11 protein-coding genes are annotated in these 13,775 nt (G+C 60.7%); 6 read left to right on the forward strand and 5 right to left on the reverse strand.

Annotation, left to right across the window (positions count from 1 at the left end; all coding sequences use genetic code 11):
- Positions 1-10: 10 nt before the first annotated feature.
- Positions 11-814: a hypothetical protein gene (locus tag AC0IXA_RS02495; protein ID WP_471811516.1), complete on the reverse strand. Its 804-nt coding sequence runs from the start codon at positions 812-814 to the stop codon at positions 11-13.
- A 211-nt stretch (positions 815-1,025) separates the two neighbouring features.
- Between AC0IXA_RS02495 and AC0IXA_RS02500 the strand changes: the two genes are divergently transcribed.
- The 5 genes from AC0IXA_RS02500 (at position 1,026) to AC0IXA_RS02520 (ending at position 6,338) form a co-directional block, all read left to right on the forward strand.
- The gene (locus AC0IXA_RS02500; protein WP_341637375.1) at positions 1,026-2,054 is read left to right on the forward strand and encodes a LacI family DNA-binding transcriptional regulator; all 1,029 of its coding nucleotides are present in this window, start codon (positions 1,026-1,028) and stop codon (positions 2,052-2,054) included.
- A 151-nt stretch (positions 2,055-2,205) separates the two neighbouring features.
- Positions 2,206-2,988, forward strand: a complete 783-nt coding sequence (locus AC0IXA_RS02505; RefSeq protein WP_217848947.1) for a sugar phosphate isomerase/epimerase family protein — start codon at positions 2,206-2,208, stop codon at positions 2,986-2,988.
- Positions 2,981-4,000 carry a sugar kinase gene (locus tag AC0IXA_RS02510; protein ID WP_471811519.1) on the forward strand — a complete coding sequence of 340 codons (1,020 nt, stop codon included), beginning with the start codon at positions 2,981-2,983 and terminating at the stop codon, positions 3,998-4,000. Before AC0IXA_RS02505 ends, AC0IXA_RS02510 begins: the two co-directional genes overlap by 8 nt.
- Positions 4,001-4,057: 57 nt before the next feature.
- On the forward strand, positions 4,058-5,356 hold the full coding sequence (locus tag AC0IXA_RS02515; protein ID WP_122506808.1) for an MFS transporter: 1,299 nt from the start codon (positions 4,058-4,060) through the stop codon (positions 5,354-5,356).
- A 13-nt stretch (positions 5,357-5,369) separates the two neighbouring features.
- Positions 5,370-6,338: a 2-hydroxyacid dehydrogenase gene (locus AC0IXA_RS02520; RefSeq protein WP_341637372.1), complete on the forward strand. Its 969-nt coding sequence runs from the start codon at positions 5,370-5,372 to the stop codon at positions 6,336-6,338.
- 143 nt (positions 6,339-6,481) lie between these two features.
- On the opposite strand, the gene AC0IXA_RS02525 is transcribed toward AC0IXA_RS02520, so the two are convergent.
- The 4 genes from AC0IXA_RS02525 to AC0IXA_RS02540 form a co-directional block, all read right to left on the reverse strand.
- A complete protein-coding gene (locus AC0IXA_RS02525) occupies positions 6,482-7,669 on the reverse strand; it encodes a pyridoxal phosphate-dependent aminotransferase (RefSeq protein WP_341637371.1) in 1,188 nt (395 codons plus the stop codon).
- 41 nt (positions 7,670-7,710) lie between these two features.
- Complete coding sequence (locus AC0IXA_RS02530) at positions 7,711-9,336, reverse strand: methyl-accepting chemotaxis protein (RefSeq protein ID WP_471811522.1); 1,626 nt, start codon at positions 9,334-9,336, stop codon at positions 7,711-7,713.
- Between the two features lie 305 nt (positions 9,337-9,641).
- A complete protein-coding gene (locus AC0IXA_RS02535) occupies positions 9,642-10,781 on the reverse strand; it encodes a glycerate kinase (protein WP_341637369.1) in 1,140 nt (379 codons plus the stop codon).
- A 215-nt stretch (positions 10,782-10,996) separates the two neighbouring features.
- Entirely contained in the window at positions 10,997-12,115 is a 1,119-nt protein-coding gene (locus AC0IXA_RS02540) for a sugar diacid recognition domain-containing protein (protein WP_217848960.1), read from the reverse strand.
- A gap of 171 nt (positions 12,116-12,286) precedes the next feature.
- On the opposite strand from AC0IXA_RS02540, the gene AC0IXA_RS02545 reads away from it, so the two are divergent.
- Positions 12,287-13,597, forward strand: a complete 1,311-nt coding sequence (locus AC0IXA_RS02545) for an MFS transporter (RefSeq protein WP_039762752.1) — start codon at positions 12,287-12,289, stop codon at positions 13,595-13,597.
- The last annotated feature ends 178 nt before the right edge of the window (positions 13,598-13,775 follow it).

Below are 13,775 nucleotides of genomic sequence, written 5' to 3' on the forward strand. Positions count from 1 at the left end.
GATTAGCGGTTTACGGTCTTAAAGGAAGTTCATCGCCAGGAATTACTTGATCAATCTTTACCCAGCCTAGCTTGGAGACACCGACAAGTTTGCGCCCCCGAAAAACTCGGTACACAGCAGTCGCTGAAGCATGCTCATACATAGGCTTGATGTGGACATCGTAAGGCTGGATACACAAGGTATAGCCGTCGTTGATATCGGTGTCATTCAGGGCGGAGCGTATGTCTTTTTTCCGTGCCCTGACATATTCCACCCCGCTTCCATTCAAACTTGAATAGCCTCGCCACAGTAACTCGACTCGATCCCCGACCCTGTACCCCACCAGAGGTGGGACAGATATTTGTACGCCATCACTCAAAGGCGGTTTCGTGCTGCAGTTGAGATAGCCGTAATCGTCTTTATCAGGGAAATCCGGCGCCTCTAGGTCAGTTGGAACAGGAGTATGGTCGATTGTCAGTTTGCGTTGTTCCGATTTTGAGGGGTGGTCCGCAGTATCGAGCACCTGATACCACAATTGCCCCACGCCATCGACCTGCAAAAACTGAGCATCAATATGAATAACAAACTCCGGCTGGATGTCCGCTGCCGTGTAATCATTAATTATTGAAACAAGTGGCTGACCCGGTTGGTCTAAAAAAACCGTTAATCGATCTCTATCGTCAGGCAATGTTGCATAACTGGGCCAAAGTGGAACCACCACGTCGATTCCCGCCAATAATAAATCCAGCGGTATGTAACCTTCCGGATCAACATCCGCATCCTCTACTCCGATGACTCTCGGCGGTTTGAAGTCCAGCGGGCCTGAGTTAGACATACATCAAATCCCTACCTGTTTTCGCTTGATGAGTACTTCATAAGATTAAACGCCTTGCCAGGCATGCTGCCTACTGTCAGATCTGACAGGTAAAAGGACCGCCTGTCGGAATTTTTCTGTTTAGTTTGATCAAGACGCTTGACGCCGTTCCAGTAAATCGGCTTTCCTGAAACCGGTTTCAGCAATACCCGAATAACAATAAGGTTTCCCGATGAACGACTTTTCCGCCGCCCAGCGCAGCCGCGTGACCATGCTCGACGTCGCCGAACGCGCCGGGGTGTCCAAGGCCAGCGTCTCGCGTTTCATCGGCGATGACCGCGCCCTGCTCTCCGACGCGATTGCCTTGCGCATTGAACAAGCCATCGGCGAACTCGGTTACCGCCCCAACCAAATGGCCCGCGGCCTGAAACGCGGGCGCACCCGCCTGATCGGCATGCTCGTGGCCGATATCCGTAACCCTTATTCGATTGCCGTGATGCACGGGGTGGAAACCGCCTGCCGTGCGCACGGCTACAGCCTGGTGGTGTGCAACACCGACCGCGATGACGAGCAGGAGCGCCAGCATCTGGCGCTGTTGCGCTCGTACAACATCGAAGGGCTGATCGTGAACACGCTGGGCCATCACCGTGACGAATTGCACGAGCTGCGCCGCGAGATGCCTATGGTGTTGGTGGATCGCAAGGTCGACGGGCTCGACAGCGACATGGTCGGGTTGAACAACTCGCAAGCAGTAGAGATGGCGCTCGCGCATCTTGAGCAGCGCGGATATCGGAATTTATTGCTGGTCACCGAACCGTTTGACGGCACCAGTTCGCGGATCGAACGGGTCAGCAGTTTTCAAGCGCAGATTGCCCAACGCTCGGCCCTGACCGGAGCGGTGCTGGAAACCGGCGATCATCTACTCGCGCGACTGCAAACCTTTTTAAACACCCACGGTGACGGTCCGAAAGCACTGTTTTGCGCCAATGGCGTGGCGGCGCTGGCGGCGACTCACGCGTTGCGCGCACTCGGTGTGCACTTGTTCGAGGATGTCGGGCTGATTGCCCTGGATGATCTGGATTGGTATCCGCTGGTGGGCAGCGGGATTACCGCGCTGGCACAGCCGACGCAAGAGATAGGCGCGCGGGCGTTTGAGTGTCTGCTCAAGCGCTTGCGCGGGGATGATGAGGTGGCGCGGGTGGTGGATTTTGCGCCGGTGCTGGTTGAGCGTGGATCGACCCGTGAGGTTGGCGGTGTCTGATCTGACGCTTTCGCGAGCAGGCTCGCTCCCACAGGTTGATCGCATTCCATTGTGGGAGCGAGCCTGCTCGCGAAAAGGCCTGCAAAAGCACCACAAATCCATCTGATATTTTTTTGAACAAAAATGAAACCGGTTTCAGAGGTCAATAACAATGAATAAACCCGCCGTTTCCATCAGTTTGTCCAGCTACGGTGCCGAGCTCGTGCGCCAGCGTGGGCAGGATTGTTTTATCGACATCCTCGCGGCAGCCGGGGCGAATCGCATCGAGTGGCGTGAAGAGCTGCTGACCCGTGAAGACCCGGCGCAACTGGCTCAGGCTACCCAGGCGCAGGGCCTGCAAAGCATTTATTCCTCACCCACCGAACTCTGGCTGGCCGGGCAAGCGCAGCCAAATCCCGAGTTGATTACCGCGCTGCAACAGGCCCAGGCGTTCGGTTCGAAATGGCTGAAAGTTTCGCTTGGCTATTTCACTGATAACTCTGATTTGCAGGCATTGGCCGAGCGACTCAAGCAAAGCCCGGTGCAACTGCTGGTGGAGAACGACCAGACCTTGCACGGCGGACGTATCGAGCCGTTCCAGCGTTTCTTTGCCGCCGTCGAGCAGCACAACCTGCCGATCAAGATGACCTTCGACATTGGCAACTGGCACTGGCAGGACCAGTCCGCCGCGAGCGCCGCCCGCGCGCTCGGCCGTCACGTCGGTTACGTGCATTGCAAAGCCGTGGCGCGCCGCGCCGACGGCAAACTGGTTGCCGTACCGCCGGCCATCAGCGATCTGCATTTGTGGGAACAACTGCTGCGGCACATGGACCAAGGCGTTATGCGCGCCGCCGAATACCCGCTGCAAGGCGATGACCTGGTGCAACTGACCCGCGAACACGTCGCCGCCCTCGCCCGCCTCGGTCAATCGCGCCTGGAGCCAGCCCATGTCTGAGATCGATATTCTTTCTTTCGGTGAAACCATGGCGATGCTGGTCGCCGAGCAGACCGGCGATCTGGCCAAGGTCGAGCAGTTTCACAAACGGATTGCCGGGGCCGACAGCAACGTCGCGATCGGCTTGTCGCGCTTGGGTTTCAACGTCGCATGGCTAAGCCGGGTCGGTAACGATTCACTTGGTCGCTTCGTCGTGGAAACGCTGATCAAGGAAGGTCTGGATTGCAGCCACGTTGAAGTCGATAAAAATCACCCCACCGGGTTCCAGTTCAAATCGCGCAACGACGATGGCAGCGACCCGCAGGTCGAATATTTCCGGCGCGGCTCGGCAGCCAGTCATTTGTCGCCGAACTCCATCAGCGACAACCTGCTGAGCGCCCGCCATTTGCACGCCACCGGTATTCCGCCGGCGCTGTCAGGTTCCAGCCGGGAAATGTCCTTCGAGCTGATGAACCGCATGCGCGCCGCCGGACGCAGCGTGTCGTTCGACCCGAATCTGCGCCCAAGCCTGTGGGCCAGCGAGGCCGAGATGATCCGCGAGATCAACCGCCTCGCCGCCCTCGCCCACTGGGTGCTGCCGGGGTTGAGCGAGGGCCGCTTGCTCACCGGTTTCGACGACCCGGCCGACATTGCTGCGTTCTATCTGGATCAGGGCGCCGAGGCGGTGGCGATCAAGCTCGGGCCTGCGGGCGCTTATTACCGCACGCAGCTGGATCAGGGATTTGTCGCTGGCGTGCCGGTGAGCAACGTGGTCGATACCGTGGGCGCTGGTGATGGCTTTGCGGTCGGGATGATCAGCGCCCTGCTCGAGCATCAGAGTTTTGCCGAGGCCGTGCAGCGAGCGAACTGGATTGGCAGTCGCGCGGTGCAGAGTCGTGGGGATATGGAAGGCCTCCCAACCCGTCAGGAGTTATCGGTTGAATTAGAGGCCGCCTTCGCGAGCAGGCTCGCTCCCACAGGTGAGTGCATTTCACATGCGGGAGCGAGCCTGCTCGCGAAGAGGCCCGCCTGATCACCGCAAATCAATGAACCTGCTGCGACAAAAACAACAAGCTCAGGAGTCACACCGATGAAAACCGCTACCCTCGCCACCCGCCGCTGGTGGTACATCATGCCGATCGTGTTCATCACTTACAGCCTGGCCTATCTCGATCGCGCCAACTACGGTTTCGCCGCCGCGTCGGGCATGGCCGAAGACCTGATGATCACACCGGGCCTGTCCTCGCTGCTCGGCGCGCTGTTCTTTCTCGGCTACTTTTTCTTCCAGGTACCCGGCGCGATCTACGCGCAAAAGCACAGCGTGAAGAAGCTGATTTTCGTCAGCCTGATTCTCTGGGGCGGGCTCGCCACGCTGACTGGCGTGGTATCCAACGCCTATTGGCTGATCGTCATTCGCTTCATGCTCGGCGTGGTCGAAGCGGCGGTGATGCCGGCGATGCTGGTCTATCTCTGCCACTGGTTCACCCGCGCCGAACGCTCGCGGGCCAACACATTTCTGATCCTTGGCAACCCGGTGACCATGCTGTGGATGTCGGTGGTGTCGGGCTATCTGGTGCAGCATTTCAGCTGGCGCTGGATGTTCATCATCGAAGGTCTGCCGGCAGTGTTGTGGGCGTTTATCTGGTGGCGTCTGGCCGATGATCGTCCGGCCCAGGCCAAGTGGCTCAATGAACAGGAAAAACACGATCTGGAAAGCGCGCTCGCCGCAGAGCAGGTCGGCATCAAGGCTGTGAAGAACTACGCCGAGGCTTTCCGTTCGCCGAAGGTGATCATCCTGGCGCTGCAGTTTTTCTGCTGGAGCATCGGCGTCTACGGTTTCGTATTGTGGCTGCCGTCGATCCTCAAGGCCGGCGCGCAAATGGACATGATCGAGGCTGGCTGGCTGTCGGCGCTGCCGTATCTGGCGGCCGTGCTGGGCATGCTCGCGGTGTCGTGGGGTTCGGACAAATTGCAGAAGCGCAAACGCTTCGTCTGGCCACCGCTGCTGATCGCTTCGATTGCGTTTTATGGCTCGTATGCGTTGGGCGCCGAGCATTTCTGGTGGTCGTACACGTTGCTGGTGATTGCCGGCGCCTGCATGTACGCGCCGTATGGGCCGTTTTTCGCCATCGTTCCGGAGATCCTGCCGGCCAACGTTGCCGGTGGCGCCATGGCGCTGATCAATAGCATGGGCGCGCTCGGCTCGTTCGGCGGCTCGTATCTGGTCGGCTACCTGAACAGCTCCACCGGCTCGCCCGGCGCCTCCTACCTGTTGATGAGCGGCGCGTTGCTGTTGTCGGTGGTGCTGACGATTTTCCTCAAGCCCGGCGCCAGTGATCGCGTCGTCGCCAAAGCCGCCGCCACACCGCGTGTGCCGGCGCATTACTGAAAGGACTTTTGCCATGAAAAAACAGGTCGTGCTGTACAAGAAACTTTCGCCCGCGCTGATGGCGCGCCTGCAAGAGCAGTTTGACGTAACGCTGATCGAAAGCCTCAACGCCGATGGCCTCATGCAGTTGCGCGATGCCCTGCCCCGCGCCCACGGTTTGCTCGGCGCCAGCCTGAAACTGGATGCGGCGTTGCTGGATCTGGCGCCGCAGCTGGAGGCGATTGCCAGCGTCTCGGTGGGTGTCGACAACTACGACATCGAGTATCTGAACCGGCGCAAGATTCTGCTGACCAACACTCCCGACGTGCTCACCGAAACCACTGCCGACACCGGTTTCGCCCTGATCCTCGCTGCCGCGCGGCGTGTGGTTGAACTGGCGAACATGGTCCGTGGCGGGCAGTGGAGCCGCAATATCGGCCCGGCGCATTTCGGCACCGATGTGCATGGCAAGACGCTGGGCATCATCGGCATGGGCCGCATCGGCGAAGCCTTGGCCCAGCGTGGGCGTTTCGGTTTCGGCATGCCGGTGATCTACCACAGCCAGTCGCGCAAACCGGCGGTCGAGGAGCGGTTCGACGCACAATATCGCAGCCTCGAAGAGTTGCTCCAGCAGGCCGATTTCATTTGCCTGACTTTGCCTCTGACGGCGCAGACCGAACGCTTGATCGGCGCGGAACAATTTGCGCTGATGCGGCCGGAGAGCATCTTCATCAATATCTCGCGGGGCAAGGTGGTCGATGAGGCGGCAATGATCGAGGCGTTGCGCAACCAGCGCATTCGCGCGGCGGGGCTGGATGTGTTCGAGCGCGAGCCGTTGAATCATGATTCGCCATTGTTGCAGTTGAGCAACGTGGTGGCGACGCCGCACATGGGCTCGGCGACCCATGAGACGCGTGAGGCGATGGCGCGGTGTGCGGTGGAGAATCTGCTGGCGGCGTTGAACGGACAGCGGCCGGCGAATCTGGTGAATCCTCTAAACTGATCGTTCCCACGCTCAGCGTGGGAATGCAGCCCGGGACGCTCCGCGTCCCTTCCGAAAGCTGGAACGCGGAGCGTCCCTACAGGCATTCCCACGCGGAGCGTGGGAACGATCAGCAAGGCGCCGGGGCAGGCAATGCAAGACCCTCAGGCACTGCGCGCCTGCAACAGCTGCACCGCACACAACGCAATCCGCGCGCAGGCATCCGCCAATTTGACCCGATCCACCACCAGCCCGATGCGAATGTGCCCCGCCGCGCTCGGCCCGAACGCTTCGCCGGCCAGCACAGAGACGCCATAACCCTCCAGCAAGCGCTCAGCAAATGCCTGAGCGCCAAGCCCAGTCTGGCGCACATCGACCATCACAAACATGCCGCCATCCGGGCGGATCGGCTGCAACCCAGGGCAACCGTACAAACGTTCGCAGACCAGATCGCGGCGCAAGCGATACTCCTCACGCATCTGAGAGACTTCCGGCAGATCACTTTGCAGCGCCACTTGCGCGGCCTTCTGTACGAAATCCGGCAGACCGAAGAGCATGCTCAGCGACAGATTCACCAGATGCTCGGCCAAGGGTTTCGGGCCGATCATCCAGCCGATGCGCCAACCGGTCATCGCATGGGATTTCGACAGACTGTTGATCGTCGCGGTGCGCTCGGCCATGCCCGGCAGGCTCGCCGGGCTGATGTGCTCCCCTTCGTATAAAAGCTCGCTGTACACCTCATCGCTGATCAGCCACAGGTCATGGCGAATGCACAGCGCTGCCAGTTCCTGCCAGATCAGCAAGGGCAGACTCGCGCCGCTGGGATTGTTCGGGCTGTTGAGCAGCATCGCGCGAGTTCGCGGGGTAATGCGCGAGGCGACATCGGCGGGGTCGACACGAAAACCGTTCTCCGGGCGCACCGGCACGGCAATTACCTTGGCACCGCAAGCGCCAAACACTCCTTCGTAGGTAACGTACATCGGCTCGGCGACGATCACTTCATCGCCCGGATCGAGCAGACACTGCGCCACCGAATACACCGCGCATTGCGCGCCGGGCAGGACAATCACCTGATCAGGATCAACCCGTTGACCACTGCGCTGGCGATGACGCTCGGCAATCAGCCAGCGCAGCTCGAACCGCCCACGCACATCGGAGTAATGGGTGTCGCCGGCCAACAGGCTGTCAATCGCACCATGGACAATCGGCAACGGCGTATCGAAATCCGGATCGCCGACGCTCAACAACAAAACATCAACGCCGTCGGCGCGCAGTTCCAGCGCTCGGTCGTGAATCTGCCAGGCAGCGGCACCCTCCCCGGCGATTCGTTGGGTCAAGGCTGAATAGCGCATGTACGTCTCCTGTTAGCGCGGTTTCCAGCCTTCACCGTATCTCAAATCACGAAACGCGCCACCATGGCGTTCAAATCCACTGCCAGCCGCGACAGTTCGTGGGTCGCGGCGCTGGTCTGGTTGGCGCCGGCGGCCGATTGCGTGGCGAGGTCGCGAATGTTGACCAGGTTGCGATCGACTTCGCGGGAGACTTGCGCCTGCTCTTCCGAAGCGCTGGCGATAACCAGGTTTCGCTCGTTGATCTGGTGAATCGATTGAGTGATCTGCTCCAGCGCCACACCGGCCGCGCGGGCCATTTCCAGCGTGGACTGGGTGCGCTGATTGCTTTGCTGCATCGACGAAACCGCTTCACCGGTGCCGTTCTGGATGCCGGCGACCATTTTTTCGATTTCCTGAGTCGACTGCGCGGTGCGATGGGCCAAGGCGCGCACTTCGTCAGCCACCACGGCAAAACCACGTCCGGCCTCGCCAGCCCGCGCCGCTTCAATTGCAGCGTTGAGCGCCAAGAGGTTGGTCTGCTCGGCGATGGCCCGAATCACGTCCAGCACCTTGCCGATGTCACGACCTTGCGCGGCGAGGCCTTCGATCATCTGCGCGGTGTTCTGCACGTCGTGAGTCATGGTCTGGATCGCGTCGACGGTTTTCACCACCTGATCGCGACCTTCGCGGGCGGCGTGGGTCGACTGGTTGGACGCCTCGGAAGTCGAAACGGCATTGCGCGCCACTTCTTCCACCGCAGCGGTCATCTCGTTGACGGCAGTGGCGGCTTGTTCGATTTCGTTGTTCTGCTGTTGTAGTCCGCGAGAGGCTTCTTCGGTAACGGCGCTGAGTTCTTCGGCAGCGGCGCCCAGTTGCGTGGCGGAACCGGCGATCTGCTCGATGGTTTTGCGCAGGTTGGTCTGCATCGCCGCCAAGGCTTCAAGCAAGCGCGCCGGTTCGTCCTTGCCGTCGACTTCGATGGCTTTGCTGAGGTCACCGTCGGCAATGGTTTGCGCAGCGAGCACGGCGCGGTTGAGCGGCGTGACGATGCTGCGGGTCAGCAACCAGGCGAGCAACACGGTGGCTAGCGCCGCAATCACGGCGACGATGATGATCCCGGTGATGGCGCTGTCATAGTTTTCACCGGCCTTGGTGGCCGCCGCTCTGGCCCCGGCGGTATTCATGCCGATCAGCTTGTTGAGCTGCTCGCCCATCTGATCGGTGCCTTCCTTGATACGCGTGTTGATCAACGCGCGCATCGCTTCCAGATCGCCTTTGCGCGATAGCTCAATCATCTGATTCTGCGCTTGCAGGTAATTATCGAGCGTCGTCGAAAACGTCTGGAAGACCGCGCGCTCTTCCGGGCCTGCTGGCAACGCAGCGTAGTTGGCCTGTGCTTTGCGCACCTTGTCGACCAGCACCGCGATGCGGGTTTCTGCCTCTTGCAGGCTGGCCGGTTCGCGATTGACCAGCACACGGAACGAGAGAATGCGCATGCGCAGGACGTTTTCCGTGACCACGCTGAGGTGGGTCACGCTGGGCAACTGGTTGGTGTCCATGTCGATCGACGCCTGACGAATGACCGTCATGCGGCTGACGGCGAACACGCCGAGGACAATCACCAGCAAGGCGATAAAGGCAAAACCGAGGAAAGCACGTGGCGCGATATTCAGGTTACGCAGGGACATGGTCGGACTCTCGAAAGAAAGAAACTGCGAGCGTCCATGCCGTGAGCACTGGCCCATAGCGGGCGACAGTCCGGCGGCACTGAATTGTGGTTTTGTGTGCGCCTGACCGTTGTATCGGCCAGGCTTGAGGAAGGTTTCGGGTCTGCGGTAAATATTTTTCGGGACGTGACAACGATCAAACACTGCTCCGCTGCCATTGGTAGGAGCTGTCGAGTGCAACGAGGCTGCGATCTTTTGACTTTTAAAAGCAGGATCAAAAGATCGCAGCCTCGTTGCACTCGACAGCTCCTACATAGGCAAGCCGATCAGCGTTTGGTGGCGAGTTGCCAGACCCGAGCAATATCGGTTGCGCGTTCACGCAGCAGGCGCGGGGCTTCGGCGCAGGCCTGTTCCAGAGTCATCGGTCCGCTGGTCACGGCGAACGCGGCGTCGATGCCATGCTGATAGAGCTCCTGATAGCCATCGCCCAAGGTCCCGGCAATCACGATCACCGGCACGGCGTGCTGTTTGGCAAGTCGCGCAACACCGAACGGCGTTTTGCCGCGCAGGGTCTGCGCATCGAAGCGGCCTTCGCCGGTAATCACCAGATCCGCACCTTTGACTGCCTCAGCGAGCCCGACCAGTTCCGCTACCACCTCGACGCCCGCCTGAAACTGCGCACCGAGAAAAGCCTTGGCCGCAAACCCCAGACCACCCGCCGCGCCGCTGCCCGGTTCATCGCGCACGTCTCTGCCCAATGCTTGCGCGCAAAGCTCGGCGAAGTGCCCCAGCGTCTGATCGAGCTGCTCAACCTGCGCAGGCGATGCGCCCTTCTGCGGGCCGAAAATGGCCGAGGCGCCGTGGGGCCCGCAGAGTGGATTATTGACGTCGGCGGCGATGTCGAAACGCACATCGGCCAGGCGCGGATCAAGTCCACTCAGGTCCAATCGCGCCAGTTGCGCCAAGGCCAGGCCGCCGGGTACCAGCGACTGATTCTGCGCATCCAGCAACTTCACACCCAATGCCTGCATCGCACCCGCACCGCCATCATTGGTCGCGCTGCCGCCAATCGCCAGAATCACCCGTTGCGCGCCGGCATCCAGCGCTGCACGAATCAGTTCACCGGTGCCAAACGTGCTGCTGATGCAGGCATCGCGCTGTCCCGGCGGGACCAGTTGCAGACCGCTCGCCTCGGCCATTTCTATGATCGCGGTGTGGTTGTGCGGTAGCCAGCCCCAAGCAGCATCGACCGGCGCGCCCAGTGGACCGCGCACGCGGGTGCGGCGTAACTCACCTTCGCAGGCTGCAAGAATCGACTCGACCGTGCCTTCGCCGCCGTCGGCCATCGGGCATTTGACCAGCGTCGCCTGCGGCCAGACCTGCGCCAGTCCGAGGGCGATGGCTTCGGCAACGCCTTGGGCACTCAGGCTGTCCTTGAACGAGTCGGGGGCGATGACGATCTTCATGGGAATTCTCCGGTTGCAGTGGCATTCATGCTGCCAGTCGGCCTGCGCCTTGACGCCGGTCGGGTGCACAAGTGGCGTCGGCGTTTATTGTTCATTTCCACAAAGGGCTGGCGCTGGATGTTCCGGCCTCTTCGCGAGCAGGCTCGCTCCCACATTTGAAATGCATGCCACTGTGGGAGCGAGCCTGCTCGCGAAGGGGCCCCGAAATACACCGATCAATTCGGATCAGTCTGCGGCAGCAACTGCACCCCCAGATACAACGCCAGCATCCCGTCCAGCTTCAACGGATCTACCCCGCTCAACTCGGCAATCCGTTCCATGCGATAGCGCAGGCTGTTGCGATGGATGCCCAGCGCTTCGGCACAGGCCTGGCTCTGCCCGTCGTGCTCGCACCAACTGCGCAGCGTCGCCAGCAACTGGCCGCTGCTGTCCTTGGCGATGACCTTGCGCAGCGGCTTGAGCAGTTCGTCCAGCGCATCGTCGTTGCGATGTCGCCATAGCATGACCGGCAAGCGATAACGATTGAGCGTCAGCAGCCGCGAATTCGGCAGCACGTCACGACCATAAGCGAGCAAATCGCCGACCCGTCGATAACAGCGACGCAACCCGGCCAGACCATCCGCCTGCCCACCGACGGCGATGCGCAGAATCTTCCAGCCGAGGCCATCGAGCTTTTCCAGCAGGCGATCGTGCTCGACGTTCTGGCTCGCCGGGCGACACCACAACAGCGACGACTTCGCCGAACTCACGCACCAACTGTCGGGATACCGCGAGGTCAGCCACGCACTCAGTGCCTCGACGGTTTGCCCCGGCCCGTGCTCAAGACCCAGCTCAAACAGATACGGCACCCGGGTCAATTGCGGCTTGAGCCCAAGCTGCTGCGCCTCATCGATCAGGCGCGGCGAATCCCCCGCCTCGCTCAACAGCAAAGCCAGCAGATCATCGCAACGCTGCCGTCGCCATTGCTGCTCGGCCTGCTGGTTGCGCTGGCCGACGAGCATTTCAGCGGTCATGCGCACCAGCTCGGCGTAGGTGCGCAATTGCTCCGGCTCGCCAGTGATGCCAAGCACGCCGATCAAGCGCTGATCGAGCAACAGCGGCAGGTTGATGCCCGGTTGCACGCCTTTGAGGTGCACCGCCGTTTGCGCATCGATTTCCACCACACGCCCGTTGGCCAGCACCAGTTGCGCGCCTTCATGCCGGGTGTTGATGCGCTCCGGTTCACCGCTGCCGAGGATCAGGCCCTGACTGTCCATGACGTTGACGTTGTACGGCAAAATGGCCATGGCCCGGTCGACGATGTCCTGGGCAAGGTCGTGATCGAGTTCGAACATAGCGGCGGCAATCCTTCATTTCAGGCACGGACGGTTGTTCAGCCGCACAGGGTCTGGCGGCAAACCCTGTGCTCAGGCACAAAGACAATCCGGCCAAAGGTGGCCGAGACTCTCAGGGCGATCAACGTTACCCTTTGCATCGCAAAAAATCATAATAAAGAGAGAGCCGCTATGTCGCAGAGCGCCGCAGCTACCCAGACCATCGACGACGGTAAAAACGCCGTCTACAAACGCATCACCCTGCGTTTGATTCCCTTCATTTTCATCTGCTACCTGTTCAACTACCTCGACCGGGTCAACGTCGGCTTCGCCAAATTGCAGATGCTTGACGCACTGAAATTCAGCGAAACGGTGTACGGCCTCGGCGCCGGGATTTTCTTCATCGGTTATGTGCTGTGCGGCGTGCCGAGCAACCTGGCACTGACCCGCTTCGGTCCTCGGCGCTGGATTGCCTTGATGATGATCACCTGGGGCACGCTGTCGACCTGCCTGTTGTTCGTCACCACCCCGACCGAGTTCTACACCCTGCGCTTTTTCACCGGTGCCGCTGAAGCCGGTTTCTTCCCGGGCGTCGTGCTGTATCTCTCGCAGTGGTTCCCGACCTTCCGCCGTGGCCGGATCATGGCGTTGTTCATGTCGGCAATCCCCGTCTCCGGTTTGCTCGGCAGCCCGTTTTCCGGCTGGATTCTCAACCACTTCGCCGCTGGCCAGGGTGGCCTGGCCGGCTGGCAGTGGATGTTCCTCCTGCAAGGCATTCCGACCGTGATCCTCGGCGCACTGGCGTATTTCCTGTTGAGCGACAGCTTCGCCAATGCCAAATGGCTGACCGCCCACGAGCGTTCGGTGCTCGAAGCCGACCACGCCGAAGACCTTGCCAATAAACCTAAAACCGCCACCGACTCACTGCTTGCGGTGTTCAAGAATCCTGCGATCTGGGCCTTCGGCCTGATCTATTTCTGCATCCAGAGCGGCGTGTATGCGATCAACTTCTGGCTGCCGTCGATCATCAAGAACCTCGGCTTCAGCGATAACCTGGTGATCGGCTGGCTGAGTGCGATTCCGTATCTGCTCGCGGCAGTGTTCATGCTGGTCGTCGGCCGCTCGGCGGATTTGCGCAAGGAGCGCCGCTGGCACTTGGTGGTGCCGATGCTGATGGGCGCTGTCGGGCTGGTGATCGCGGTGAATTTCGCGGCCAATCCGGCGATTGCGATTCTCGGCCTGACCATAGCGACCATGGGCGCACTGACTGGTCTGCCGATGTTCTGGCCGGTGCCGACCGCCATGCTGAGCGCGGGCGCGGCGGCTGGCGGTCTGGCGCTGATCAACTCGATGGGGCAGATGGCCGGGTTCCTCAGCCCGTACCTGGTGGGTTGGGTCAAGGACAGCACTGGCTCGACGGATGCGGCGTTGTATGTGCTGGCGGCGGTGATCGTTGGCGGGAGTCTGCTGGCGTTGCGGATGACGCGGACGTTGCGGGCTTGAGCTCGCGTGCATGAACAAAACGGCCCTTACGGGCCGTTTTTTTATTCGGTTTCACTTTGCACGATGATGTTCGGCGAGCAGACCAGCGTCGAAGCCGATCAGAGCCGTTGTAACAAAATCTCTATACTTTGCCATTCCATGGAACCGTGCTTACGCAGCCGCGCCTAATGGTCGCTCG

Source organism: Pseudomonas sp. AC083, from assembly GCF_979253165.1.

Coding starts and splice junctions, on each gene's coding strand:
- AC0IXA_RS02495 (WP_471811516.1), bottom strand. CDS start 814: ATGTCTAACTCAGGCCCGCTGGACTTCAAACCGCCGAGAGTCATCGGA.
- AC0IXA_RS02500 (WP_341637375.1), top strand. CDS start 1,026: ATGAACGACTTTTCCGCCGCCCAGCGCAGCCGCGTGACCATGCTCGAC.
- AC0IXA_RS02505 (WP_217848947.1), top strand. CDS start 2,206: ATGAATAAACCCGCCGTTTCCATCAGTTTGTCCAGCTACGGTGCCGAG.
- AC0IXA_RS02510 (WP_471811519.1), top strand. CDS start 2,981: ATGTCTGAGATCGATATTCTTTCTTTCGGTGAAACCATGGCGATGCTG.
- AC0IXA_RS02515 (WP_122506808.1), top strand. CDS start 4,058: ATGAAAACCGCTACCCTCGCCACCCGCCGCTGGTGGTACATCATGCCG.
- AC0IXA_RS02520 (WP_341637372.1), top strand. CDS start 5,370: ATGAAAAAACAGGTCGTGCTGTACAAGAAACTTTCGCCCGCGCTGATG.
- AC0IXA_RS02525 (WP_341637371.1), bottom strand. CDS start 7,669: ATGCGCTATTCAGCCTTGACCCAACGAATCGCCGGGGAGGGTGCCGCT.
- AC0IXA_RS02530 (WP_471811522.1), bottom strand. CDS start 9,336: ATGTCCCTGCGTAACCTGAATATCGCGCCACGTGCTTTCCTCGGTTTT.
- AC0IXA_RS02535 (WP_341637369.1), bottom strand. CDS start 10,781: ATGAAGATCGTCATCGCCCCCGACTCGTTCAAGGACAGCCTGAGTGCC.
- AC0IXA_RS02540 (WP_217848960.1), bottom strand. CDS start 12,115: ATGTTCGAACTCGATCACGACCTTGCCCAGGACATCGTCGACCGGGCC.
- AC0IXA_RS02545 (WP_039762752.1), top strand. CDS start 12,287: ATGTCGCAGAGCGCCGCAGCTACCCAGACCATCGACGACGGTAAAAAC.